The organism is Bacillus sp. R86525, assembly GCF_042466195.1.
In the GTDB taxonomy this organism is placed as follows: Bacteria; Bacillota; Bacilli; order Bacillales; family Bacillaceae_G; genus Bacillus_A; species Bacillus_A nitratireducens.
Window position 1 is genome coordinate 218,425 of sequence record NZ_JAXHPX010000010.1, and the last position, 26,985, is coordinate 245,409.

Genomic DNA, 26,985 nt, shown 5'->3' on the forward strand with positions numbered 1-26,985 from the left:
TACGTTATGTTTTATGGTTTCTCCAAACCATCTTAGGGGTAGGGTGGTTTTTTATTTTCTCAATATCAATTAATGAATGATTATGTTAATATTTAATTACCGATATGTGTATCAACCAGCCTGTGCTTCTGTACGGGCTTTTTATTTTGTTTTGATTCCTTTTCCCCAGCATTTATAGATAGGGATGATTGGCATTACCTCAACGATGTCAGCCTTCCATTCAGGCGGTTCACCTTCAAAACGGCTTTCCACTTCATAATGTTCAAATCTGCATAAGTATTTGTTTCCTTCTAAGTCATTGCAATATGTTGGTTCGAAACACGGTGACATTCTCATTCCCCTTTCTTGATGCTGTACGCATCGGAATATCCAGGAGCCCATTTTCTAGGTGGGGGATACCGTTAGATTACTCAATATTCCGACAAGTGAGAGCTTGTCTTATTTAGCTTTTGACTCTTTTTTGAGCTCCAAAAGTGTATGGAATGTGTTCCTTTTAATCATTTCTAACAATTGAAAGGCTTCATGTGGCGTATAATCTTCTTCCTCAACTAATCTTGCAAGACCAGTAATTATAAGTTGTTGACCAAAACTTTCTAAATTTAATTCATCCTTCTTCATTTGTTTATTCCCCTTTACCCTAGTTTCGGATTACGTTCATCAGATAAAATGAAATCCCCATCATGTGTTTCTAAAACGCTGTATTACAACTATTTGCCCAAGAAATTTAAAACTTCTTAACTCCAAACTTCTTACGAGATTTTGCTAGAGATGTTGGCTTTGTGCAACGAATCAGTAAGGGGTACAGCCGAGATAACTTAGCATGGTAAAATAATATTTGGATGGGAGCCCAATACATATTATTAAAATTAAGATGGTTCAAGTCGGAGAAAGGCACCTTAGGGTGTCTTTTCTTTATGACTTTACACAAAAGAGGTAAGGGACGCAATCTCTCACCAAAATGGTATGGTAAGCCCAAATAGGCAGGTTATTTTCTGGTGCTTTTTGTTTTTATACATATCATTTTTACTTATCCGATAAAAATATTTTCCATATTTACATTTTAAAGGAGAAACAGTAATATTAAGTTGTTAAAAACTGTAATCAAAGGAGTCGTAAAATTGAAGAAAAGAATTCTTATTCCGGTAATGAGTATGGGGTTTCTAATCTTTGGTACATTTTACAGTCCTGATCAGAATACAGTTTCCGCTCAAATTAATAATGAAAAATCATCCGTAGATGAAAGTGAATTTTGGCTTTATGATGGGGATGCCATAAGATACTACCCTTATTTTAATACTTTTATTGGGATTGCTGATGTAAGTTCGGCTAATGAACAAGAACCAAGCCGTGTAGTATTTGAGTTTTATAATTTAAGAGATGACCTATCATATGTAACAAGTGCCACTATCCCTAATCATAAGCATTCAGCTTTTCAACCATTTTCAGCCCCTATAAATTCTCTAGAAGTGGCTACCTATTCTGTAAAGGTCAAAGTTATAAATGCAAAGTTAGATCCAAATAAAGTTCAATTTGCTCATATAGAATAATATGTGTGTGTACATGTACACAGAAAGAAATTCACCATATCGAAAATAACATTGGATGCTAAGGTCTAAAAACCCTTACTATGACAGTGTTCAAAATGAATATAATTCAATATTTATTACAATAGGATGGTTCAAAGCACCTTATGGTGTCTTTTCTTTATGACTTCAATTTATAAATTAATAAAAAAGGACTAGCAGCATATACTAGTCTTCTAAATAGGGTACCGCCAGCATTTCGGAAAAAAACCAGGCTAAGAGTATGCAAAATTTTATACAGTTTTTCTGCTAATCCAGTAACCTAAAAACCATGCCAGGATAGGAGTGTATAAAAAATGAATAGAGTGATAGAAAAAGAAAAAGTGGATTTCTTTTGAGAATAGGGATTCGCTTTTTTCTTGCTACTGATAATGAGACGCTATGTTAACTTCACATGTATAGGATATACAAGAAAACTTTTCTTATAAGTGTATTATCTAAATGATACAATTAAGAAAAGGGAGGTGTATGTATGAAGAAGGGCTCTATAAGAAGAATATCCCTGAAGGAATGGACGTTTACTCTAGTGCTGATAGCAATCTTCCTTGATGTTTATATCCAAAAGCAGGTATGGCACACATTTCTCTGCTCAAATTGCTGTTTATTCCCATTATCTTTGTGGTTGCCCATTTCTTAGATAAGAAATTTGCAGAGTATGCAGGCTAGGCATAGAAAGGATTCTGAGGTTAAAAGAGCAATGTAAGGATTTTCCCCTTTCCGTTTAGGAAGGGGTTGCTATGAAAAGGGATGTGACAGTAATTTGAAAATTGTAATTCTATTGATTGCCACAATTGTACATGAATTAGGTCATGTAATTGGAGCAAAACTTGTGGGGATACGAATAAAAGAAGTTGGGATAGGATTTGGTCCTACCATATTTAAATTCACTCAAAAGAACGTGACTTATAAAGTTTCCTGGATTATATTAGGCGGATATGTAATACCAGAAAAACATGGTGAGGATTTTTATGAATATTCAACAACAAGCAGAGTTATCTTGACCGCATCTGGACTTATTATGAGTATATTGGTATTGCCTCTGTTGTGTATGTTTATCATCCATGCTATGCAAGGCAACCTCTCAAACATATTTATAGATTTGGAAAAAATGTTAAATCCTTTTTATTCACACCCATTACAATATGTATATCATGGGATAGAATCATTTCCAACCCTGATTTATTCAAATAATTTTCTAAGTGGTTTGGCATGCTTAGCAGAAATTAGTTTCTTTCTTGGAATTATAAATGCTATACCCATTCCTCCATTGGATGGAGGCTCACTCCTATTAGAAATTATAGAAAAGGTATACCCAAATGTGCGTATCAATCAAACGAGATGGATTTCAATAGGATACCTAATCATATTTTTATGTATCTCTATGCCTATTTTAATAGTACTTGTTCAGCGTATCAAAGAAACATTTCCTATTTTTATTATAGGGACATTCCTTGTATTCTACATTGTAAAAAGATGGAGAGTTTTATAAGGTAGTCAACTTCCGCTAACGGATTTTATGTGAACTAAAAAATATATTGAATCTAAGCAATGAGTAAAAAATAGGAGTTGGAATAGGAGAGAGTAATGATTTTAAAGAGTGAGATCACACAGTTAGTGCCGTCAAATGTTAAATTAGGGTTTTATTTACTAGATACCAAAACAAAAGAGCAAATAGTAATAAATGAAAATGACTGGTTTCCATTAGCTAGTGTTTCAAAATTAATCACAGCCATTTTCGCTTTAGCTAAAAATATCAATATAAAAAGAGAAAACATTTTTAATGTCATTAGTAAGCATTGTGGTAGTTCTTATAAAAGATTATTGGAAGAAATATCAAGTGAAGAAATAAACCGCCGACTTGATTTGTATAACAAGATAAGAAGTGTAGCATTCTATGATGCTACCTATGTGGATGTTGAAGAACCAAGTGCAATCCGTATCGGAACAGCATATGGGACAACTGATCGTATATTAATTAGAACTGTAAAACAAAATTATGTATTATTTACTACAAACAAAGCGTCAGTTTTAAAAGCTATTCTTGCTTAAATATGGTCATATAAATAGACTCAAACAAAGTTCGAATAAAGCAAAGGAGAGAAGTCATAGAATAGACTCCTCTCCTTTGTTTAATCGAAATAAATTTTATAATCCATACTCACTTCAGTATAGCTTTTACAACATAAGTACGTCTTACTGTTTTGGTTCTAATATTACAGATTTTCCGAACGGGAAAGCCCACTACGGTGCGATGGCACCCACTTTAGAGGTGGGATGAGAATGAGGTCAAATGCGATGTACAAACAAAACACCGAAGGTACGTTCTGTACATCAAGAATTTGAAATGGTATAATTTTCATAATAGATAAGTAAAGGTCTCTAAAACAATCTTGTTCTCTGAAAACAGAATACATATGAGGTTGGAGTAACAAATTCTTCTACTCCGTAAAATGTATTGAGTCGTCAAGCACCAGACGCTAAAACACATTTGAGAACTCACAATCTGACTCGTTTGGTAATAGAACGAGTGCCGTATCTGCTATATGCACTGGATACGGAGTGGTGATGGCACACCGCAATCTTGCACGTCAGCGATACTAGAAATAGACTTCGCCTTGGGTAGCAAGAATCCCACTGACGTTAGTCAGCTTGTGGCTTTAGCCGTGGGAGTGTCAATAATCAAATTAAGACCAAATCCACACATCATCATTATTTTGAGCGCTATTGTTTACCTCACGCACTTTTTCGATGTGATCAACTGTGTTGTAATTAATAGAAATGCCACCCCAGCCTACATACTTCATATCAATTTTCACTTTCTCCCCTGTTTTAAATACTTGTCCCTTTGTTAAGAACACGTCAATAACGTCTTTCTCCCCATTTTGTGTTGGATACTCAACTACGACATATTTAGTAGCCCTGTCTTCCATCGTACCTACTTCTGATACTTCACCAATCACATAATCAGGTGAGCCATTTTCTTTCAAATGCATACCTAATTTGTTTGTAGTATTCTCAACTTCTGTTGCAACCATATACTCCGTAAAGTTACGCATTATGGATCCAGTCGCTTTTACTTCGTCTCCTACTTCCACATTTGAAATATTTTCTACATACACACTAACAGGTTCTTCGTATTGTTTAGATTTCACAACAATCACACCATGATCCACTTCTACTACGCGTCCTTCTAACGTCGAGAAATTCGTTTCAATAGAAGCTGCACTCGCTTTTGTTGCTTCTAATCCTGGTAGATTTGTTCCTGATAATGCTGCGAACCCTAAAGCACCTGCTAAGATTAATTTTTTCATACCCATTCGATAACATCTCCATTCATGATGATTGTATTTGTTTGATTGGTAACCACCAACCTGTAACCATTATAGTTACAGAACGTGCAAGATTGCAACCATTTTACACATGCAATCTTGCATATCATTATCCTAAAATATAAAAATTTGAGCTCACGGGCTTTTATTTGTGTAATTTTAATTTGTTTTAATAAAAAATACGGGAGCTTTTCTACATTTGAAATTATCAAGACCTAATTTTAAAAAGGTTAATGAATTAAAGGGTATAATATATTAGTCTTTGATAATATGTTATACCCTTTGTTATTCAACTAACGCACCCGTTAGCATAATAAAATCACTATGTCTATTACTTCAAATCAGAGGATAACATTCCATATACAAGACTATCTGTCCATTCATTTTTACTCCAAAAATCTTGTATAAAATGGGCTTCTTTTCTCATGCCTATTCGTTCACACAATTTTTGTGAAGCTGTATTACGTGCATCAAGATTAGCTTGTATACGATGTACATTAAATTCATCAAATAATTTAAATACCAAACTACTTACTGCTTCAGTTGCCAAACCTCTCCCAGCTACTTCATTTGAAAAACTATAACCAATCTCAACAGTGTCTTTCATATCTGTGTACCATACAGATAGATCCCCCACTACATTAGTCTTGTATATGACTGCCAAACTTAATAGTGATTCTTTAGTGAGTACATTGTTTGCTAGCTTCTTATTGAATCTTTTCTGCATATCTTCAAGAGTCCACTTATTATGTAATAGGTACTTACATGTATCATCATTATTATAAATAGCAAATACATCCTGTAAATCAGTACGCTTAAAAGGTCTAATTATTAATCTTTCTGTTTTGATTTCCAAATTAGTTTTCCTCCCTTACATTCGTTCTACAAAACAATTTTTATAGTATTTAAACCTCCTTCTAAGATTTCACCTAGATTACATATTTCATCATAGTAAATTAAAATCCTTCTTCCACTAACTGCATCGTTAACTACATAAGAAAAAGAACTACAATCGCAGCTCTTAAATTACTATTGTATCAATGTGCTTGTACTCAAAAATCAACAATAATGTTATTTAATTTGGACTCAATGCCCTCTAACTATTGGTAATAAGAAGTTAGTAATACTTTATTAGTCCTCTTGTCTTTCATGCATCTCTATTTTTTTATTTAGTAAATCTTTACCCCAAACTTGCATTTCTTCTAATTTTACAGGTACGGACACTGCCTCATAACTATCCTCTTCTCTCTTATTTTGTTTTATTTCGCTGCCTTTCTGCTGGTCTTTCTCCGCTACATTTCTTGTAACGGAAATTCCAGTGTCATCTTTGCTACTACACCCTGTTACCAATCCTAAAATCATGCACAATATAGAAATGAACCATAAAAATTTCTTCATCGTATACCTCCCTCTCTTCTTGTTTTTCTTCCCTTACATCATAATGAGATTGGAATCATTGTTGGAAATACTATTGATTTCTGTGATTTAGCAAAGGTTGATGTATTAATCCATTGCTTAGCTCCTCTACTCTTTCAAACGGACTTTTTATGATATATATGCAGGATTCCCCCATACATGTACCGGAACCCCAATAGGGAAATACCCCACTAATTACCATTCCTATTTCATACCATTTCATTTTGGAGGTTAAACAGGATGAAAAAGATGAAAAAAAGAAGTTACAAAAATCAGCACTTTCTTTTACCCTACTCTTTTCTTTAGGTGTTTCTTCTTTTCCGCTTACAACAACGATTCATGCGGATACACAAGTGACACAAACTGCAGAAAAGAAACCAGTCTCTTTAACGGAGCGTACGTCTTTATTTTTTGAATATCTCCAGCAAGGCAAATATGCAGAGGCACTTCAGTTGACGTCTGCAGCTTTTCAATCCAAGTTTACGGCAAACATATTACAAAGCTGGTGGACACAAAGTGGCGGGAGCAGAATTACAAGCATGGGAGCACCTGTTATAAAAGAACGAAACTTGGTCCATCAAACGGTTGAAATTCCAGGAGATATCGAAGGAACTACTATTCCACTACTCCTTAAATTCACGCCTGGCGGCAAAGTTGATGAGGTTGGCGTAAGGACGGTGCCAGAGAAATCTTATACCATCCCGCATCCTAGCTATGACCAACCTGATTCCTACCAAGAACGAGAAATCGTCATTAGAAATGCTACATACCCGTTACCAGCCACATTAACGGTTCCAAAACATAAACCTGGCGAAAAAGTACCTGTTGTTGTTCTTGTTCACGGGTCTGGTCCGCAAGATCGTGACAGTACATTTATGGGAGCTAAAATCTTTAGAGACCTTGCAGCTGGTCTTTCATCAAGCGGTATCGCAGTGTTACGTTACGAGAAACGTTCCTTAGAACACGGTTTTAAAATTAGTGCAGAACCTGTAACGTTAGACCGAGATACTACAGATGATGCCATATATGCAGCAAAATCAGCAGCGCAGCAGGAAGGCATTGACCCAGATAACATTTTCATTCTTGGCCATAGCCAAGGTGCCGGCACCATGCCGCGCATACTAAGCAAAGCACCTTCATCACTTGTAAGAGGAAGTATTTTAATGGCACCACCTGCACGTCCGTTTACTGACATGCTCCTTGATCAGTATCAGTACCTCGGAGCACCTAAGGAATATATTGATGAAATAAAAAAACAATTCGCTTACATTGAGGACCCTACTTTTGATCCGGATCACCCACCAGCTGGTTATAATTATCTTTCTCCACATTTCATGTATGATGTGACTCGTTGGCGGCCAGTTGAGGAAGCGAAATCACGAAAAGAGCCATTACTGATTCTGCAAGGTGCACGTGATTATCAAGTAACAGTAAAAGACGAGTTTACGAAATGGCAAGAAGGGCTTTCAAGCCGCAGTAATGTTCATTTCAAAGAATATCCGAAATTGAATCACTTCTTCACGGAGGGCGACGGGGAATTAAGTCACCCTAGTGAATACGAAGTCCCTTCCAATGTTCCTGCGTATGTCATCAAGGACATCGCTACATGGGTCAATGAGACAATGAAATGAGAAAACAACAAAAGCTATCATGCAATCATCATTGCGTGATGGCTTTTTTGATATTAAAACATGTAATATCAGAAATTAATCGCTTCTATAGTAATGTATGTATTATTTTTTGAGTTTGTTTGCAAGTAAGTACATCCTAGACTTGATATTTTTACAGTGCTTATTTGCTTCACATCTTGCTATTTCTGGTCCGTCAATGCAAGAATACAAGATTTATTTCGATATGTAAGAATATATATTTTTTCTCTTGGATGTTATGATATACTCTCTTTGTGAGCTGATACAATATTTCTTTAGATTGGAAAACTAAAACCTCATTAACCCAAGTCAGGGGCGCCTTATGGCGTCTTTTTTTAGTTCTGCTACATAGACATTTAGCTTAGATATTGAAGTAACCAAAAAACAAACACTAAGCTGCCCATTTGGACAACTTATTTACATCATTTTCGAATGCGGGAGTTCCATCTTTCAAAACCACCCTATTAAATAGGATTAGATGTATAAAACATATTAGTAATTTTTCAAAGTCTTTCTTCCCTAAGTAAGCCCAACCAGAGATACGCATAAAATCTTGTACTTCTTTAGTTGTTTCCATCTTAGCTAAAGCTGGCATAATATATGGACCACAAAATAGCAACACACCTAGTCGGAGTACTGGTGTAGGATATTCCCGTTTAGGAACAAGAGCATAGTTTATATTCACCACTGTATAACCATAGGCAGCTAACTCTACTGTATACCCAGTGATACCTGATTTATCACCACCTACAAATCCACCTCCATGTACAAAAAAATAACAGGAGTTTTTTCTGTATAATCTTTCGGGTAAACGATGTCTAATGTGCCATCTGGAAACTTAGATTTATAACTTATATCCTTAACGATTTTTGTTTCTTGTAGGGCTTTTTCTTAACCCAGTGACGGAATGAACGTCCCCCTTCGAACGCTTTTTTAATCAAAAAAGCTTTCGGAGATGGTAAAAGATTCCAATAACTAAATCCCACAAGAACTAATCCAAAAACTATGAGGAAAGATATAAGGCTTTTTTTCCATGCTCCTCTAGGTTTTTGTTTTTTTATTTTCATAATAAAATCTTCTCCATTTCTTATTTGGTTACTTTCTTAATTTAGACCTAGATTAGAATATAAATTAAATTTGTTTCCCCCTCCTTGACCTGGTGATAATGGTTCACCGTTGAATATATTGTTTATTGGTAGATTAGCTGTTACTCCTGTTAAAAGGGTTACACCACCAATGAATCAACTAAGAGATGGTGTTGCTCCAAATTCTTTTGCAGCATTAATCCCTACATAAATAACCAAATAACTAAATATCTCATTTTTAATAACATTAAAAATAGTTACATACTGCTGCCATGTAGCACTGTCTAAGTTTCCTGCAGTAATATTGTTTGACAAAATTGATGCAATACCCGCGATTAAACCAGTTCCAACAAAAGCTGGAATTAAAGGGCTGAATATATTCCCGATTTTTCTTAAAAATGTTTTAAAAAGTGTATTATTTCTTTCTTTTGTTCAGCCTTCATTTCTACACCTTTTACTTGTAAATCTTCAGCGGAAGGTACTGCTGAGCCAACATACTTCTCTTTCTCTTGTGCTACAACAATATCGAATTGTTCTATATGCTAATATATTTGTACGATTTTGTAATATGTAAAATTAATGTTCTTTAAACTTTTATATACGGGGCCATCAAACCCAGCAAACAGGTCACCACAAAAATAATGATAAAATGAAATTCTTTGTTTCAAGAAGGCTTTAAAATTTCGTTCTGGGGGTGCCACAAAATTTCAAGTTGATAGCGATGTGTTGCTATCCAAATGAATAAAATTTGATTATATAAAAATAATAAAAACACGACTGCTATACGTAAAGAGGTGTAATTCATGTCTTTAAATGAAAAGACCTTAGAAACCATGGAAAATACCATTGTTGAAACTATCCAAACAAATAATTTACAAGAACTTAAGAATACATTAGAACAGATCTTTGATATTTGTGCCGATTTAGTTGAACATCCATTACAATTAAAAACAAAAACGAATGTTTTACTATATTATTTTGAAGGTCTGACAGATGGGGTTGCATTAAAAGGAAATGTCGTTACACCATTATTACAAGAAGTAAATGAAGACAGCAAAGTATTTAATTCTAATATTATTGCTACTTATACAAAAACAGTATATACATGGAATGAAATTAAAAAAGGGCTGCTCGAGGGACAATGTGTACTGTTTATGGAAGGAGAAAAGAAAGCCCTTCTCATAAATACAAAGGGATGGGCAGAAAGATCGATTCAGGAACCTATTTCAGAAGTTACCATTAAAGGTTCTCATGATGGGTTTATTGAGAATGCCACTAAAAACATAGGTCTCATTCGTAGATATATTCCTTCTACTGAGTTAAAAATCAAAAAATTGACAATCGGAGAACGGGCCACTACTTTTGTATATTTACTTTACTTAGGCGATGTAGCTAACGAAGATGTGGTACAGGAAGTGGAGACAAGAATCTGTAAAATTAAAACTGATACTGTATTGAGCGTAGGAGAATTGTCCAACTTTACAAAAGATCAAAATTGGACTCCCTTTCCACAGGCTTATTTAAGTGAACGCCCAGATGCTATTTCTAATCATATTCTTGATGGTAAAGTAGCAGTGTTAATTGATAGATCTCCTGGTGCAATGATCGTTCCAATGAATTTAATTGGATTTTTTCAGACTCCCGATGATTATAATGTACATTGGCTCATTGCATCATTTTTTCGCTTATTACGATTTGCAGGATTTATTATAGCAATTTTTTTACCCGCATTTTATATTGCTATAGTCACTTTTCACTTTGAAATCATTCCTATAGATTTATACACTTCTATTGCAACGTCAAGAGTCAAAGTTCCTTTTTCTCCTTTACTGGAAGCTTTTATAATGGAAATCACACTAGAAATGCTACGTGAAGCTGGTATTCGCTTACCACAACCAATTGGACAAACCATTGGAATTGTTGGAGGAATTGTAATTGGGCAGGCGGCTGTTCAAGCTGGTCTTGTGAGTAACGTTATGGTTATTATCGTATCTATTACAGCCATTGCATCATTTGTTGTTTCTAATTATGATTTATCAAGTTGTATTCGGCTTATTCGTTTTCCAATGATGTTATTTGCCTACTTTTTTGGAATTGTAGGTATTGTTAGTGGATTAATGCTCTTATTTGCTCATTTTGTTTCACTAACTTCCTATGGCTCACCATACGGATTGCCAATTGCACCATTTCGTCTCCAAGAGTTAAAAGATTCATTTGTAAGATTTCCTATTTCTATGATCACCACCCGCTCGAGTACCGGACAGCCGAAACAAAAAAAGAAAAAAGAAGGTGGTTCGCATGGGGAATCTTAAATTCCAAAACATAACTTTATTTGAATTTATTGTTTTCATTCATTCACTGCAACTTGCATCAGGTATGTTAATTATGCCAAGCCCTCTTGCCACTACCGCTGGCACAGACGGCTGGATTTCTATCATTCTGGGATGGATAATTACTTCTATAATTGGCGTAATTATTATATTAATGTTACAAAAAAATCCTAATAAAAATTTCTCTCAGATCTTAAATGCATACTTTGGTAAATGGCTAGGAACAATTTTTCTTCTTTTATATGCCTTTTATCTATTTTTTGCTGGTTTTAATACATTATTAAAGGCAACTGATATTGTAAAAGTGTGGATATTCCCTTCCACTCCCGCTTATCAAATCGCCATATTATTACTATTGCCTTTTATTATTTTAGCCCTGAGTGGGTTAAGGGCTCTTACTAGTTATTCTATGCTTGTTTTCTTCTTCACTACTTGGATGCCACTATTTCTTCTTTTTTCACTAAAGAGTAACTACAATCCTTTACACCTACTACCAATTTTTAAAGATGGCCTATACCCTATTGTAAAGGCAACAAAAGAAACCATTACTCCTTATGCAGGCTTAGAAATTGCATATTTTATTTATCCGTTCTTACAAAAAAAACAAAAAGCCATAAAAGGAATACTAATAGCGAATACCGGAACCATGTTTTTCTATCTATATGTGACTATTCTTTCTTATATATACTTTAGTCCGGAGGGGATAAAAGACGTAATTTGGCCAGTATTTCATCTGTTAAAAGGAGTTCGTTTTTCTTTCATAGAACGATTAGAAATTTTATATATCGCTTACTATTTGATTGTATTTTCCACTACAATATATCCGTATTTATTTTTCAGTTTCGAATCTGTGACCATTTTATTTCAAAAAACCGTTCGCAATTGGGTGCTGGTTGGTTTTATGGTATTAATAGTCGGCTTATTCGTTTTTCTAAATCCCGATGTGGATCAATATTTATTTATATATTCTCTTATGGATATCTTAAATATCACTTTCTTAATTCTATTACCAATCTTCTTTTTCGCTTACAGCATTGTTTTTACTTGGATTACTAGGAGGAAACAGCTTTGATTCGAAAATGGATATGCATTGTAATCTGTTGTGTATGTTTAATTGGTTGTAGTCACAGAATTCCTCTTGAAAAAGTTTCTTTAATCCTTTTAATCGGCTTAGATAGAACTTCTAATGGAAACATAAAAGTAGGCACAAGCATACCACTCTTTCATCAAAAACAGCAACAAAGTACTATAGAGCATTGGACGCAGGCATCAACTGTATATAATGGATTCAGTAAGATAGATACGAAGTTAACGGGCTATATGACAGCCTCCAAAGCTGAAATCATTTTAATTGGAAAAAAATTAGCGCAAGAATCAAATTGGTTGCAGGAGCTTGATTCTTCTTACCGTGATCCTTACGCTACCATTAATGCTAAAGTAGTACTTGTAGATGGACCTGCAGATGAAATTTTTAAAGTTCATAAGCCTAGTAAACCATCTCTACCATCTTATATAAATGGTGTAATCGAATCGTCTATTCAAAATAATCAATCCGTCTCTTCCACGATTCAACAATTAATGAGAGAAAAAAATGAACAGGGAATGACGCAAACTGTTCCCATTATCAAGAAAACAAATAATGAAATTGATACGGTAGGAATTGCATTTTTAAATCATCAAGGAAAGTACTTAACGAAGATTCCTAAAACCGATGTGAAGTTTTTCAACCTTATTAATAAGTCAAAAAATACAGGTCGGATGATACTACACCTTGTTCTTTCTCCAAAAAAATCTGATAAAAAGCCAAATACGTCTGTTTTCGTACAAAATGCAAAGAGAAAAATTAGTGTTGATTTCCAAAAAGGTAAATTTATTTTTAATATAGATGTAAGTATGAATGTATCCTTAATTGAAAAAACCAACGGACACTTAACTAAAACTCCTTTACATGGTAATAAGAAAATAGGTAAATTGGAATATGAAATCCAGGAAGAGTTCAATAAAAAATTACAAGGCATGTTACAGGATATGCAGAGAAATAAAATTGATCCAATTGGTTTATCATTACATGCTAGAGCTTTTCAATATAAAGAATGGAAAAAGGTAAAAGAAGATTGGTTGCGCGCTTTTTCAAAAGCTAAAATACGTGTGAATACACACGTTAAAATAAAAGATACAGGAACAATTAGAAATTAAACTATCTAGATTATTTTTAGCCAAGAAAACTTCCCCCTCAATTTGTGTGAAGGTACATAGCACCAATAAGTTAAGTGGAAGATGAATTCACCTTTTCTGTAGGGAAACATGTGTTTCTAGGATATATATGGTTCTGGTGCAAAGTTTTTCTAGAGATAAACAGAGGCATGAATATATGAGGAAATATTATGAGGCTACTAGTAATTCCTGTAATTCATGTTATACCGAAAAGGCGAAGTCTCCAAAGAGACTCCGCCTTTTCAACGTACAATGAACTTCAACAAAATGTTTTAGTTTTAAAGCCATCGATTAAACTTCCTGATGTATATTCTCTTTATAATTTCAGTAACTAGAGCATATATTGTTAAAATTCCAAATAACCACGGGAAATAATACAACGGAAGTGGAGTTAAGCCAATTTGGGTACTTAACCTGGTAAATGGAAGGGAAATCCCTATAATCATAACTAAACCTGTAAGTATCAAAACAGGTCTAGCAGCCGTACTTTGTAGAAAAGGAATATGTTGAGTACGAATCATATGCACAATTAATAATTGTGTTAATAACCCTACTACGAACCAACCCGTTTGGAATAAGGATTGCATTTCAAGAATATTTGCACCAAATATATTCCACATTACAATAAAAATGATTATATCAAATACACTACTTACCGGCCCAATAAAAATGATAAAACGAAATAAATCTTTTGTATCCCAACTTCTTGGTTTCACTAAAAACTCATTGTCTACTTTATCCCATGGAATTGAAAGTTGGGATAGATTATATAGTAAGTTTTGACATAATATTTGAATTGGTAACATTGGAAGAAAAGGAAGAAATGCGCTAGCAATTAATAAACTTAATACATTTCCAAAATTTGAACTTGCTGTCATCTTAATATACTTCAGTATATTTCCAAACGTTGTCCGTCCTTCCACAATAGCATCTTCTAATACATCTAAATTCTTTTCTATAAGTATAATATCTGAACACTCTTTAACGATATCATCTGCTGTATGGATAGATACACCAACGTCAGACTGTTTTAAAGCAAACACATCGTTAATTCCATCCCCCATAAATCCAACTGTATGGCCATTCATTTGAAGTGCCTTAATAATACGAAATTTTTGACTAGGATTTAATTTTGCGAACACACTTGTTTTACTTGCAAGTTTTACTAATGCTTTATCAGGAAGACTATCTATTTCATAACCCAGTACTGGTTCTCCTATATACAAGCCCATTTTCCTACATACATTTCTTGTCACGGACTCATTATCACCAGTTAAAATTTTCACTTGTACCCCTTTTTTTTGTAGAGTATGAAGTGCAGCAATAGCCGATTGTTTGGGTGGATTTGAAAAACCAACATATCCAACAAGTATCATATCTGATTCATCATCAATAGAGTAACTCCCCACTTTATCACTCTTTAACTGCTTATATGCAACTGCAACAACTCGCATCCCACGTTCCTGCCAGAGTTCAATTAAGTGTTTATTTTTACGTTGAATTTCATCTGTAATAGGAATTATCTTATTATTTTCTTTTATATAACTACAAATTGATATAACTTCTCTAACAGCACCTTTACATAGCATTATTCGTTCGTTAGCATTGGTTTCTACAACAACTGAAACTCGTCTTCGATTAAAATCAAATGAGCATTCATCTATTTTTGAGTATTGAGATATATCATATTCACTACTATCTCTTACATAACGCATAACCGATAGATCAATTTCATTTTTATATGCTGTATGAAAGTAACTATTTAAATACGCTAATTTCAAAACCTTATCCGACTTTTCTCCATTTGTATCTGTATATCGTACCAGGTCCATTTTATCTTCTGTCAATGTGCCTGTCTTGTCGGTACAGAGAATATCCATAGCTCCGAGATTATGGATAGAAGATAGTTGTTTTACAAGTACCTTCTTTTTACTCATATTAATAGAACCTTTAGCCAAATTAGCGGTTACAATCATTGGAAGCATCTCTGGAGTAAGTCCAATCGCTACAGCTAAAGCGAATAAAAATGCCTCATACCAATTCCCATTTATAACTCCATGTATCATCATAACAATAGGTGTCATGATAATCATAAATTTAATTAATAGCCAGCTAACTTTGCTTACCCCTTTATCGAATCTAGAATCAGATATCTTGTTCAGTTTAAATTGATTCTTTGCTATTGAACCAAAGTAAGTATCTGTTCCAGTACCCACAACTATTGCTTTTGCGGTACCACTTATAATATGAGTTCCCATAAAACAGAGATTTTCCAATTCGATCAAATTTTGGATTTTTCTAATTTTACGTTTTTTGTACATATGGAAATACTGATTTGTTTTAACAATGGGTAATGCTTCCCCTGTTAGTGATGATTGATTTACAAGTAAATTTTCCGATGAGATGATTCGTACATCTGCAGGTACAATATTCCCGGCAGATAATTCTATAATATCCCCTGGTACAAGATTCTCAAGAGCAACTTGTACCTTTCCACTTTCTTCTAATACCGCCCTCTTATTTTCCTTATATAAAACATCTCCCCCCCTGAGAACAGTTACCTTTTCATATACAAGATTTTTTAATTTTTCTATAGACTTCTGAGAACGAATTTCTTGTATGAACCGAATTAACACACTTACAGCCACCATAATTCCTACAATAATAGTACCCTTTATATCATTAGTAAGAAAAGATAACATCCCTAATACTATTAGAAGAGAAATAAACGGACTTCTAAAAGAATTAAATAATGTTATATACCATTTTATTCTTTTTTGATAAATCACTTTATTTTTCCCATATACTTCAAGCCGCTTAGTAGCTTCTTCCTGAGAAAGTCCATGAGACGATGTTTTAAAAAAAGCAAACGTCGACTCAACATCACTTTTTGCAATTTCACTTAGCATTTTATAATTTTTTCCTAGTACTTCCTGATTATAAAAAGATTTTTTTTTATTAGATCGCAACAACTTAACCTCCTATCCATTAAATAAAATCCCACTGTTTTTTCAAAATATAAGTTTCAAGCTACATTTTTATAATCACTCTGAATTTTTAATCAAAATTAGAAGTGCAATTGCACTTAAATAGTATTATTCTCACCGTAAAAAGTAATTTTTATTTATAAGTTTCCTCTTATTAGTAGCAAAAATTTTGAATATAATGTGGTCTGTCGCAAGTATAATAGTGTAGACGCTTTATTTATTATTTTTGAAGTTAGTTTTAACTATATAATGGATTATGAAGGCCCATAAAAATCCTAAAACAGCTCCTATTAATACATCCAGCGGATAATGTACTCCTACCCAGACCCTTGAAAAAGCAATTAAAAAAGCTAACAATAAAAATGCTTTCCCTAAACGTTTTTCATATAAGCATAAAGTTATAGCTATTGCGAAGGCACTTGTAGCATGATCACTAGGAAAAGAGGCATTAGCGGTATGCTCAACAAGTTGTTTTATATTCAACTGAGAAACAAATGGTCGTTCTCTATAAAAAAACAATCCAATAATCCTATTCAACACAAAAGCAAAACAGCATGCTATAATAGCTTGAATTACACAGGTTCTATTTTTATATTTTTTGTTTAACCAAAGAATCATAAATAATAGTATGAACATATACTGAGCATATTCAGCAAAAAAGATCATTAAATAATCGATGTATACATTTCCTTTCACATGCTCATTTATATACCGAAATCCATTATAATCTAGATTGTTTATTAAATTTAACATTTCTCCTCCATAAGCAAATATATTATCTGTTTTTTTATTGAAAATTGAGATATTTATCAACAGTCCCATTGCTATCAAATTAGCCATTAAAGAACTTCCACCAAAACCAATAAATGGAAGGGGGGTGCCTGTAAGAGGGAACATTCTCGTGACACCTCCTAAATTAACAATAGATTGAAGACCTATCATACTCCCGATTCCAATTGATATTAGACTTCCAAATTGACTTTTACACTCTTAAGCAATCTTAAAAGAGCGAAGTACTATAGTTAATAAACCAGTTAATATGATTAGTACCCCTATAATTCCAAGCTCCTCAGATACAATTGACATAATAAAATCAGTATGAGGCTCAGGTAAAAAACCTTCCTGTTGAATACTATTTCCATACTCACGTCCACTAACTCCACCAGATCCTATGGCAATAAATGAATTTACAAGTTGGTAACCATCCCCTTTTGCATCAAGAAATGGATTGAACACCGTTGTAATACGTGCCATTTGAACATCAGATAAACCAAACCTAAAAATAAAGTATAAAGTCGGTATCCTAACAATTGAAGTAACAGTTATCCATTTCATTAAAATAGAAATGTTTATTCGAGAACATATAAACATACTTGCCCCTATTTCTGAAATTAATAATGCAGAACCTAGATTGGGTTGTTTGTATATCAAAAAGAACGTAAACATTAAAAACAAAATAACTTTACAGATTTTCCGAACGGGAAAGTCAAATGCGATGTGCAAATAAAAACCGAATATACGTTCTATACATTAAGAATTTGAAATGGTATAATTTTCATAATAGACAAGTAAAAGTCTCTAAAACAATCTTGTTCTCTGAAAACTGAAAACATATGAGGTTGGAGTAACAAATTCTTCTACTCCGTAAAATGTATTGAGTCGTCAAGCACAAGACGCTAAAACACATTTGAGAACTCACAATCTGACTCGTTTGGTAATAGAACGAGTGCCGTATTTGCTATATGCACTGGATACGGAGTAGTGATGGCACACAGCAATCTTACACGTCAGCGATACTAGAAATAGACTTCGCCTTTGGTAGCAAGAATCCCACTGACATTAGTCAGCTTGTGGCTTTAGCCGTGGGAGTGTCAAGGGAACGAACCTAGGTATAAAAACTTAGTATAAATTTTTTATAAGCCTAATAACATCTTTGCAATGGTAAAGTACAGAATTAACCCCGTCCCATCGACTAATGTCGTAATGAACGGACCTGAAATAACAGCTGGATCCAACTTTAACTTATTTAGAATCAAGGGTAATACAGATGAAACAATAGACGACCAAATAACAATGAATAATCCAGTTATAGCTACAACTTGTGCGACTTCTGTACCTACGCCTAAAGTGTACGCACGAATTAATGCCGCCACGGCTAATGTAAGCCCAAGTAAAATACCTACTAATGCTTCTTTTTTCATAACACGAAATATATCTTTAAATTTCACCTCATTTAGAGCTACAGCACGAACCAATGTAGTTACGACCTGTGTACCTGTATTTCCACCAGTTCCAATTAACAATGGAATAAAGAAAGCCAGTGCTACTACATGAGTCAAAGTTTCTTCATAATGTCGAAGTACAGAACCAGTATATGCTTCCGCTACAAACAGAAGTAATAACCAACCTATACGTTTACGGTATATTTGCCAAATAGAGGTTTCAAAATATGGCTTATCTAATGGGGTGCTCCCTCCTAATTTTTGAATATCTTCAGTTGCTTCTTCTTCGAAAACATCCATTGCATCATCAAAGGTTATGATACCTATCATCCGATTATCTATCGTGGTTACAGGTATAGCAGATAAATCATAATCCATTAGCTTTTGTACAGCTTCCTGTTGGTCTAGATCCACTGAAACTGAAATGACATCTGATGCCATTATTGATGATAAATTCTTATCATCTGAAGCTAACAATAATTCACGAATAGAAACAATTCCATTAAGCTGACCACGCGTATCAAGAACATAAATATACGAAATTGATTCTACCCCTGCCCCAATTTTTCTAATATGCGACAGCGTATCTTTCACTTTCCAATTTTCCCTGGCGGCAATATAGTCAATTGTCATCAGACTGCCCGCTGTTCCAGATTGAAAAACCAGCAGACTTCTAATTCTTTGTTGAGATTCTTCAGACATAAGTTGTATCAGCTTTTTAGCCTGAAGTGCATGAATTGAAAGAATTACATCAACAAGGTCATCAATAGATTGCCTTGCTAATAGCTCTTCGCCTTTATCCAAAGGCAAATTGGTACAAATATTATATTGCTCCTCTGGAGTAAGGTAACTAAGAATTTTCGCACCTTTTTCAGTAGGAAAACATTTCATTAAAGATATCTGATCTTTATGATGAAAATCTTTCATTTCCATTGCAATATCATAGGACTGAGTTTTTATAAGCTCTCGCACTAAGTGTATGTCTTTTGTCGTTAATAATTGTTGTAAACATTTTTTCATTGTAATTCCTCCTTAAGGACAGTGGTACTTGTTATCATTTTCCCACTTCTGGGAAAACAAATTTCTTAATAAATATGGGATCAATATCATCAATCATTAGTTTTCCCCCCTTTTATAAGAGATTTATTACAAATAAAATTTTGCATATAAAAAACCTCCCCTAGTGATTCAACTAAAGGAGGTCGATTTAAAAAAGACATAGCTAAATAAAGCTCATTCCCCCTAGTTGAGTTTTGGCACTATACAACGTAAAGGATGAATGATTCATCACTTAGCTATCTTAAGAAGAGCCTTAATCCGACAATTCCTGTTCTACCCATTGGCATCTTTCGATATTTTTGGGCAATAGCCTGTGTTTGTATAGGAGCCTCACCTAACAGGTTATAAATATTTAAAATTTTTTATTTGTTTCGTGTTAAAGCATATCCACTATTTTTGAACTTGTCAAGTAATAAAAAAACCTATTTCTACACTTTTTGATATCATAACATTCCCAAACCACAGATATAAACATCTGTATAATACTTTATTTTTATACAACGAAATTTACAATTTATGCAATAATTTTTATAAACTATAAACTATTAAATTAATTTGTTTTTTTATTATTACACGTGTCCTGATGCTTTATTATTGAAGATTATTGTCCGGAAAAATTTTAAAAAACAAAAAACGCCCAATAGATAACAAAAATTTCAACTTGATTTCCTCTCACTTTCGATATAACCTGTATCTTGAAAAGGGATGAATTTTAAACTCATTATTTTCACATTAGATAAACACGCAAAATATAATTTGCTTATTAGTGCAATTAAAATATGTCTCTGTTAGGTGAGGCTCCTGTATAGTATCTACTATGCACAACCTGATATAGAAAGTGTTCAACAGATTTCGCAAGATTTAAAACAGGAATTACAAAAAAACAAACATTTTTAATGTATTTCATTTCAAATAAGGTTTATACAGATAAAATGATATATAGATTTTCCATATGGATTCATCGAAATATTTGAAATTTAAATGCAAAAAAGTAGAAAGCATTCTTGCTAACAAGAATGCTTTCTGTTTTACACGATTTTTCTAGTATTTATTTATTTTTATTAAAAAAGATATAACTAGGGTCATAAAATAACCATTGATTATCACCAATACTTAACCATCCATTTTGTTCCTTATATACAGAATATGATTCATTTTTATTTAGTTTACGAATTACTTCATAAGTCGTCCCAGGTCCCTTGCGCAGATTTACACCAGAACCAGTTATGGTAACAACACCTATTGAATTATTGTTATCATTATTTAATACATGTAGCATTCTATTCAGAAAGGCAGCAGCTTCTCCGCGAGTGGCTGTACCTTTGGGCATAAATTCGTTTTTTTCATTTCCTTTTACAATCCCTAGTCCATAAACACGTTGTACAGCCTGTTTATCATACGCTAAGTTCTGATCAGTAAAAGGCAAGTCTACTAGCTTTCCAATAATATTTTTATACTGTAACGCTCGATCAATCATAATGACCACTTCATCACGCTTAATTGTGTCATTTGGAGCAAAAATATTATTTCCCCTACCACTAATGATTCCAGCTGCTGCTGCACGATTAATTCCATCTATTAATGAGGGGGGTGCCGTATTAAGATCCGTAAAGTTTGAAGTACCCTCAGGCAACTTTAAGGATCTAGTAATAAGTGCTGCAAATTCTGCTCGAGTAACAAGACGATCCGGCCAATATGAACCTTGTCCATCTCCTACCATAATTCCTTGCGATGCTAATTCACGAATATCCTTTTCATACCAACCACCGGTAATATCATCTTTATTGTTAGCGTTATAATAGTTTTTTGTACCAATTAAGAAATCATTCCAAGCATCTCTTTTAATCATTTTTGATGGACAAATTTTCCCGCTCCAATTTTGATGTTTAACCACATGATCTATAGTAATATCTAACTCCCTCATCAAATATGCTGTTAATTTACGAGCGTTATCCACAGCTTTATCATAGTTCCCATCACTATTTACAGCAATTTCAATTGCAATGGATTGTCTATTTCCAGTTCCATTCGTTCCATCACCTGCATGCCAACCGTTCTCATCTAAAGGTAGATGTTGATAAATCTCTTTATCATCCACTGTAAAGTGCCACGAAGCAGCACGATCTGTATTCCCTGTTGCTTGATTATATAAATATTGTGCGTGATTTTTTGCACCTGCCCCTGGGCTCTCATTATCTGTTTCATGAATTGTAATATACTTTGCATTCATCGCATATCCAGGACGAATATTATCGTTACCTTTTGGAACAATCCATTCTGTAAATGGTACACCATATATATTACTAGTAGTAGCTCTTTGTTTAATAAGTGAAGGCTTTGACCCTTTAAATTTTACAGAAGGCGACTTTATCCATTTGATTTCACCATCAGTTTGTATTTGAAACCAATCTCCTGCCTGTGTTATAGCATCTAGTGTTTGGGGTTCTAAACTACCATTTTCTTTAAATTCATCAAATGGAGATGAATAAACTTCTGTTTTCTCATTAATTACTATCTTTCTTGAATCACTTGGTAAAGTATAGATATTTCTTTCTATAAAGGTTTGATTACTATTATATATCCAACCTTCTCCCGAGCTTGTTTGAACAAAATACCAGTCACCTTTCTTCTTTGTTCCTGTTGCTATTTGTTTAGGTATTTCACTGGTAACAGTAGATTGTATATTAGGAGAATCATATAAAGTAGTTTGTTTTTGGATATTTACAATAAAGTTTCCTTGTATTTCACCATTTTCATCTATTTTATCCCCTTTTCCATCCTCATCTCTCATATCATCTTCAATACTCTTTATCGCTTCTATATCAGAAGACGTTATTTTAGTTCCCGTTACTACATTTTCTACTGAATCTGCAAACGAAGTAGTAGGAATGTTTATGTTTACTATTTGAAGTACCATGACCGCTGCTAAGACGTTATAAAGTCGTTTATTCATATTAATTTTTAACACACTATGCACGTATTGCGCTGTGTTAAATCCCCCTCCTTTTTTAAAATAGTTTTAGCAAATTTACAAACGAAAAAATTTCAATATTCTGTAATTTTATACTAAAAACCACCATTTCTGTATTATTGTATATAAATAAAAGTGGAAATTATCTTTAATAACAGTTCTCCCTCCTCTTCCCATATTCATATTTCTAATAATTACACGCATTTTAGAGTAGCGTATAAAAAAAGAACTACAATGATAAAGAATAATTTACCTCTTGAATTTCAGAGCTTAACAAAATTTTATGCAGTGAATATGGGGAAATTATGTCCGTTATTTGAACCCTAACATTCATCTATAGTAATTATATATTAAAAATAAAATTAACTTATTCAAGAAAGGTCTGTTTTCTCGCGGGCATCAATAAACAGGACGTTCCATCGGTGCCTGCTCCTGTTCATGTCCCTTTTCTTTTTTCTTTACTTCTTCTATTAGTATGTTTTTTCTGACTTTGCGAACTACAAAGAACATATAACAAAATAAATTTGAGTATTTATATCATTTTATTTATTTCAAATAAAAAAGGGATTTTTTTCATTTTTATTTTTCTGTATTTTCTAATTTCATATGTTATAATGAAAAAAACTTAAATTTCGACATTTTTCGTCAAAAAAGGAGAGTGCTCTATGAAACAATCGTTAACTTTTAAAGAAACAATCCCTATTGGACTTATGCTGTTTGCAATATTTTTCGGTGCAGGTAATATGATATTCCCTCCATTATTAGGATATTCATCTGGATCGAATATTTGGATATCGATTTCGGGATTTGTTGTGAGTAGTATTGGACTCCCATTACTAGCCATCGCTGCTATTTCCCTTTTTGGTGGAAATGTTAGTACCCTTGCTAGTAGGATTCACCCCGCCTGTGGTGTTATTATCCCTCTTATCATTTATTTAGCAATTGGCCCTTTTTTCGCCATTCCTCGTACAGGCACTGTTTCATATGAAATGGCAGTTGCCCCCTTTTTAAGTAACACCATGCAAAATCAATGGTATATATTACTCCTATACACATTTGTATATTTCGTTGTAACGTATTATCTATCTTTAAATCCCTCTAAATTGGTAGATAGAATTGGAAAATATTTAACCCCACTGTTACTAATCATGATTAGTATTATTATTGTTAAAGCAATTTCTTCACCAGTTGGATCTATTTCAACACCCTCTGATTCATATCAGGAAGCTCCTTTTTTCAAAGGATTTATTGAAGGGTTTTTAACAATGGATGCCCTTGCTGCTCTCGTATTTGGAATTATCGTAATTAACGCTATAAAAGAAAAAGGTGTTACAAATAAAAAATCCATTGCTAAATCTACTATAGTAGCAGGGCTTATAGCCGCACTTGGATTATCTATCATATATATATCACTTGCTTATATTGGAGCTACTTCTCAAACATTTGGCACATTTGAAAACGGAAGTGTGTTATTAACAAATGTAGTACAACATTTATTTGGGCAATATGGTCTTTCCTTATTAGGAATTACAATGTTATTCGCATGTTTAACTACATCTGTAGGACTCGTTTCAGCATGTGGGAGATTTTTCACAACACTATTTCCAAAGATTTCTTATAACAAAATCATTTTAATTATTTGCTTATTTAGCTTTGGAGTATCAAACCTTGGTTTGTCTATGCTAATTAAACTTTCCCTACCTATCCTAATTGTTATCTATCCTGTAGCAATTGTGCTAATTATCCTCGCTTTTTTTGATCGATTTATAAAAGATAAGCAGGCTGTCTATGTTGGATCAGTTTTAGGAGCATTACTGATTAGTATAGTACAAGGATTAGAAACAGCAGAACTTGCTAGTGACTCGTTGCTTACTTTCATGCAATACGTTCCTCTATATAATGAAGGAATGGGATGGGTTTTAATAGCCTTACTTGGTAGTTTGATTGGTTTGATGATTTCAGGAAGAACTAAACAATGTTCTGCTACCTAAAATCATTAAGGCAATTGTAATCACTGGAACAATGTAACTCTAAAGGGGCGTCTGATTCGTGTACAAAAAGAAAATATATAAACGAAAATAGTATCGGGATTGAATTTTTCCTGGTAATAACATTATGGTAGCTTTTTTGAACTCCCCCACTTAACACTCTTACGAAATGTTTGAAGTGGGTGATTCCTGCGAACATCGATGTATCCACCAGTTATCTTAGCAGTCTCTGCCCGTAGTTCCTACGGTAAGAACTGAAGTGCCTTGTACGTTGACTCATCACGCTTCCTACTTTAGCTTGGTTTTCGCAACTTCGGCAAGCGTGGGACGATGGAACGTTGAAAATTTGACGATTGCAACGATTTTTCTTTGAAAACCTCATATCTTCAGTTTTCAAAGAGCAATCTGTACAAGTATATGGTCGCAAACGTTTTGACTTACGCCATCCGACATTTATCTCCCACCTACCTACTGGTGCTATCACACCTTCACACAAATTGAGGAGTAAGTGTTCTGTCGGAAAAGGATAAAATAATTTTTGCACATCATGTTTCCGCTTATTTTCTTTGTCATACTGAATCCATGTCTTTTTAGATAAATATATATTCATTAGAATAAGGAGGAGTAAGCATATGGATTTTATTAAAGATGTGATCACTCCCATCCACAAATTCATTGGAATTACAAATGAATTTTTATGGGGTTACATCCTAATTGCTCTTTTAATTGGGGTTGGATGCTATTTTACAATTCAGACAAGGTTTGTACAATTTCGCTATGTTGGTGAAATGATTCGCTTACTTAGTGATGGTGCAAGTTCCTCAACTCGTAAAGCACAAAAAGAAAAAAATGGAGTTTCTTCTTTTCAAGCATTTTGCATGAGTACAGCTTCTCGCGTTGGTACAGGAAACCTAGCTGGTGTCGCCATTGCGATTTCCACGGGCGGGCCCGGTGCAATATTTTGGATGTGGCTTATCGCAATAATTGGAGGAGCTTCTGCATTTGTTGAAAGTACACTTGCTCAAATATACAAAGTAAAAGATGGAAATAAATTTCGAGGCGGTCCAGCTTACTATATGGAAAAAGGATTAAATAAACGCTGGATGGGAGTTATTTTCTCAATTTTAATTACAGTTTGCTTTGGTCTTGTGTTTAATGCTGTTCAAGCGAATACAGTTACGCTAGCATTTGAAAACGCATTCAACCTGGAGCCTACAATGGTCGGCTGTATACTAGTAGGTTTGATAGCACTAATCATTTTTGGAGGCGTAAAACGGATTGCTCGTGTCGCAGAAATGATTGTACCATTTATGGCAATTCTTTATGTTGGTGTTGCACTATTTGTGGTTATTACAAATATTACGCAAGTTCCTATTTTATTCAAAGAAATTTTGCTGCATGCTTTTGGTATTAAGGAAGTTGTAGGCGGAGGGCTTGGTGCTGCGATTCTTCTAGGAGTAAAGCGTGGTTTATTTTCAAATGAAGCTGGCATGGGAAGTGCGCCAAACGCAGCTGCGACTGCCAATGTTACACATCCTGTTAAACAAGGATTTATTCAAACACTTGGTGTTTTTACGGATACACTAATAATTTGTAGTTGTACTGCATTTATGATACTTCTATCCGATATGCACAATGCTACAGATCTAAATGGGATTCAATTAACACAAGAAGCATTAAAAACTCATATTGGACCATGGGCACCTACCTTTGTAGCAATAGCTATTTTTCTATTTGCTTTTAGTTCTCTCGTTGGAAACTATTACTATGGGGAAACAAACATTGAATTCTTAAGTGGTAGTAAGACATTATTACTGATATATCGTATTTCGGTAATTGGTATGGTAATGCTAGGTTCTATAGCAACGGTTCAAATTGTGTGGGATATTGCAGATTTATTCATGGGGATTATGGCCATTTTCAACCTAATTGCAATCATCCTCCTTGGAAAATATGCTTTCTCCGCTCTCAAAGATTATTTAAAGCAAAAGAAAGCCGGAAAAGATCCGATTTTCTATGCAACTAATATTCCTAATTTAAATAATACTGAATGCTGGAACAGCGAAAGCACCAAAGAAAAGATTGGATAACAAAAATCTTTTCTTAAATACAGAGGAGTCAATTTTAGAATACCGAAAATACACCTTTATTC

General features: G+C 33.8%; 17 protein-coding genes, 4 pseudogenes and 1 riboswitch. Of the genes and pseudogenes, 9 read left to right on the forward strand and 12 right to left on the reverse strand.

Translation table 11 applies throughout. The features are described from left to right. Positions 1–141: 141 nt before the first annotated feature. Positions 142–330, reverse strand: coding sequence for a hypothetical protein (locus SJY24_RS31180; RefSeq protein ID WP_377867476.1), 189 nt, complete (start codon positions 328–330; stop codon positions 142–144). A gap of 108 nt (positions 331–438) precedes the next feature. Then, a complete protein-coding gene (locus tag SJY24_RS31185) occupies positions 439–618 on the reverse strand; it encodes a hypothetical protein (RefSeq protein ID WP_377867477.1) in 180 nt (59 codons plus the stop codon). A gap of 500 nt (positions 619–1,118) precedes the next feature. Here SJY24_RS31185 and SJY24_RS31190 point away from each other — a divergent pair, with 500 nt between their 5' ends. The 3 genes from SJY24_RS31190 to SJY24_RS31200 all read left to right on the forward strand — a co-directional run bounded on the left by SJY24_RS31190 (position 1,119) and on the right by SJY24_RS31200 (position 3,632). Further along, entirely contained in the window at positions 1,119–1,547 is a 429-nt protein-coding gene (locus tag SJY24_RS31190) for a hypothetical protein (protein ID WP_377867478.1), read from the forward strand. A 796-nt stretch (positions 1,548–2,343) separates the two neighbouring features. Further along, on the forward strand, positions 2,344–3,072 hold the full coding sequence (locus SJY24_RS31195) for a site-2 protease family protein (protein ID WP_377867479.1): 729 nt from the start codon (positions 2,344–2,346) through the stop codon (positions 3,070–3,072). Between the two features lie 95 nt (positions 3,073–3,167). Next, positions 3,168–3,632 carry a SunI/YnzG family protein gene (locus SJY24_RS31200; RefSeq protein WP_377867652.1) on the forward strand — a complete coding sequence of 155 codons (465 nt, stop codon included), beginning with the start codon at positions 3,168–3,170 and terminating at the stop codon, positions 3,630–3,632. Positions 3,633–4,267: 635 nt separating this feature from the next. Here the strand turns inward: SJY24_RS31200 and SJY24_RS31205 are convergent. The 3 genes and pseudogenes from SJY24_RS31205 to SJY24_RS31215 form a co-directional block, all read right to left on the reverse strand. Next, on the reverse strand, positions 4,268–4,900 hold the full coding sequence (locus SJY24_RS31205; RefSeq protein WP_377867480.1) for a hypothetical protein: 633 nt from the start codon (positions 4,898–4,900) through the stop codon (positions 4,268–4,270). Positions 4,901–5,243: 343 nt separating this feature from the next. Beyond that, positions 5,244–5,768, reverse strand: coding sequence for a GNAT family N-acetyltransferase (locus SJY24_RS31210; RefSeq protein WP_377867481.1), 525 nt, complete (start codon positions 5,766–5,768; stop codon positions 5,244–5,246). Positions 5,769–6,043: 275 nt separating this feature from the next. Next, a pseudogene (locus tag SJY24_RS31215) lies at positions 6,044–6,130 on the reverse strand (winged helix-turn-helix transcriptional regulator); the annotation flags it as partial. A 422-nt stretch (positions 6,131–6,552) separates the two neighbouring features. On the opposite strand from SJY24_RS31215, the gene SJY24_RS31220 reads away from it, so the two are divergent. Further along, entirely contained in the window at positions 6,553–7,959 is a 1,407-nt protein-coding gene (locus tag SJY24_RS31220; protein WP_377867482.1) for an alpha/beta hydrolase family protein, read from the forward strand. Between the two features lie 424 nt (positions 7,960–8,383). Here the strand turns inward: SJY24_RS31220 and SJY24_RS31225 are convergent. After that, positions 8,384–9,044: pseudogene (locus SJY24_RS31225) on the reverse strand (alpha/beta hydrolase); the annotation flags it as partial. Between the two features lie 78 nt (positions 9,045–9,122). Continuing rightward, a pseudogene (locus SJY24_RS31230) lies at positions 9,123–9,598 on the reverse strand (PTS transporter subunit EIIC); the annotation flags it as partial. A 267-nt stretch (positions 9,599–9,865) separates the two neighbouring features. Between SJY24_RS31230 and SJY24_RS31235 the strand changes: the two are divergent. The 3 genes from SJY24_RS31235 to SJY24_RS31245 are packed head-to-tail and all read left to right on the forward strand — an operon-like array spanning position 9,866 to position 13,588. Then, on the forward strand, positions 9,866–11,374 hold the full coding sequence (locus SJY24_RS31235; protein ID WP_377867483.1) for a spore germination protein: 1,509 nt from the start codon (positions 9,866–9,868) through the stop codon (positions 11,372–11,374). Continuing rightward, a complete protein-coding gene (locus tag SJY24_RS31240) occupies positions 11,361–12,464 on the forward strand; it encodes a GerAB/ArcD/ProY family transporter (RefSeq protein ID WP_377867484.1) in 1,104 nt (367 codons plus the stop codon). Before SJY24_RS31235 ends, SJY24_RS31240 begins: the two co-directional genes overlap by 14 nt. After that, entirely contained in the window at positions 12,461–13,588 is a 1,128-nt protein-coding gene (locus SJY24_RS31245) for a Ger(x)C family spore germination protein (protein ID WP_377867485.1), read from the forward strand. The genes SJY24_RS31240 and SJY24_RS31245 overlap by 4 nt, the downstream gene beginning before the upstream one ends. A 296-nt stretch (positions 13,589–13,884) precedes the next feature. On the opposite strand, the gene mgtA is transcribed toward SJY24_RS31245, so the two are convergent. From mgtA to SJY24_RS31270, 5 genes and pseudogenes are all read right to left on the reverse strand, one after another. Then, positions 13,885–16,578 (reverse strand): magnesium-translocating P-type ATPase, encoded by a 2,694-nt coding sequence (mgtA, locus tag SJY24_RS31250; protein WP_377867486.1) that lies wholly within the window; start codon positions 16,576–16,578, stop codon positions 13,885–13,887. 228 nt (positions 16,579–16,806) lie between these two features. Then, positions 16,807–17,346, reverse strand: a complete 540-nt coding sequence (locus SJY24_RS31255; protein ID WP_016126998.1) for an undecaprenyl-diphosphatase — start codon at positions 17,344–17,346, stop codon at positions 16,807–16,809. Positions 17,347–17,379: 33 nt separating this feature from the next. Then, positions 17,380–18,063 (reverse strand): annotated as a pseudogene (locus SJY24_RS31260) (FtsW/RodA/SpoVE family cell cycle protein); the annotation flags it as partial. A gap of 443 nt (positions 18,064–18,506) precedes the next feature. After that, on the reverse strand, positions 18,507–19,835 hold the full coding sequence (gene mgtE / locus SJY24_RS31265) for a magnesium transporter (protein ID WP_377867487.1): 1,329 nt from the start codon (positions 19,833–19,835) through the stop codon (positions 18,507–18,509). Between the two features lie 211 nt (positions 19,836–20,046). Further along, positions 20,047–20,223: riboswitch (M-box (ykoK) riboswitch) on the reverse strand. Between the two features lie 699 nt (positions 20,224–20,922). Further along, complete coding sequence (locus tag SJY24_RS31270) at positions 20,923–22,827, reverse strand: S-layer homology domain-containing protein (RefSeq protein WP_377867488.1); 1,905 nt, start codon at positions 22,825–22,827, stop codon at positions 20,923–20,925. Positions 22,828–23,510: 683 nt separating this feature from the next. On the opposite strand from SJY24_RS31270, the gene brnQ reads away from it, so the two are divergent. Continuing rightward, positions 23,511–24,836 carry a branched-chain amino acid transport system II carrier protein gene (gene brnQ / locus SJY24_RS31275; protein WP_377867489.1) on the forward strand — a complete coding sequence of 442 codons (1,326 nt, stop codon included), beginning with the start codon at positions 23,511–23,513 and terminating at the stop codon, positions 24,834–24,836. A gap of 629 nt (positions 24,837–25,465) precedes the next feature. Beyond that, positions 25,466–26,923 (forward strand): alanine/glycine:cation symporter family protein, encoded by a 1,458-nt coding sequence (locus tag SJY24_RS31280; RefSeq protein ID WP_377867490.1) that lies wholly within the window; start codon positions 25,466–25,468, stop codon positions 26,921–26,923. The last annotated feature ends 62 nt before the right edge of the window (positions 26,924–26,985 follow it).

Excerpts from the sequence above, each read along its gene's own strand:
- SJY24_RS31200 (WP_377867652.1), top strand. The coding sequence starts at position 3,168 with ATGATTTTAAAGAGTGAGATCACACAGTTAGTGCCGTCAAATGTTAAA.
- SJY24_RS31235 (WP_377867483.1), top strand. The coding sequence starts at position 9,866 with ATGTCTTTAAATGAAAAGACCTTAGAAACCATGGAAAATACCATTGTT.
- SJY24_RS31185 (WP_377867477.1), bottom strand. The coding sequence starts at position 618 with ATGAAGAAGGATGAATTAAATTTAGAAAGTTTTGGTCAACAACTTATA.
- SJY24_RS31240 (WP_377867484.1), top strand. The coding sequence starts at position 11,361 with ATGGGGAATCTTAAATTCCAAAACATAACTTTATTTGAATTTATTGTT.
- mgtE (WP_377867487.1), bottom strand. The coding sequence starts at position 19,835 with ATGAAAAAATGTTTACAACAATTATTAACGACAAAAGACATACACTTA.
- SJY24_RS31255 (WP_016126998.1), bottom strand. The coding sequence starts at position 17,346 with ATGTTAAATTTAATAAACAATCTAGATTATAATGGATTTCGGTATATA.
- brnQ (WP_377867489.1), top strand. The coding sequence starts at position 23,511 with ATGAAACAATCGTTAACTTTTAAAGAAACAATCCCTATTGGACTTATG.
- SJY24_RS31180 (WP_377867476.1), bottom strand. The coding sequence starts at position 330 with ATGTCACCGTGTTTCGAACCAACATATTGCAATGACTTAGAAGGAAAC.
- SJY24_RS31280 (WP_377867490.1), top strand. The coding sequence starts at position 25,466 with ATGGATTTTATTAAAGATGTGATCACTCCCATCCACAAATTCATTGGA.
- SJY24_RS31205 (WP_377867480.1), bottom strand. The coding sequence starts at position 4,900 with ATGGGTATGAAAAAATTAATCTTAGCAGGTGCTTTAGGGTTCGCAGCA.
- SJY24_RS31270 (WP_377867488.1), bottom strand. The coding sequence starts at position 22,827 with ATGAATAAACGACTTTATAACGTCTTAGCAGCGGTCATGGTACTTCAA.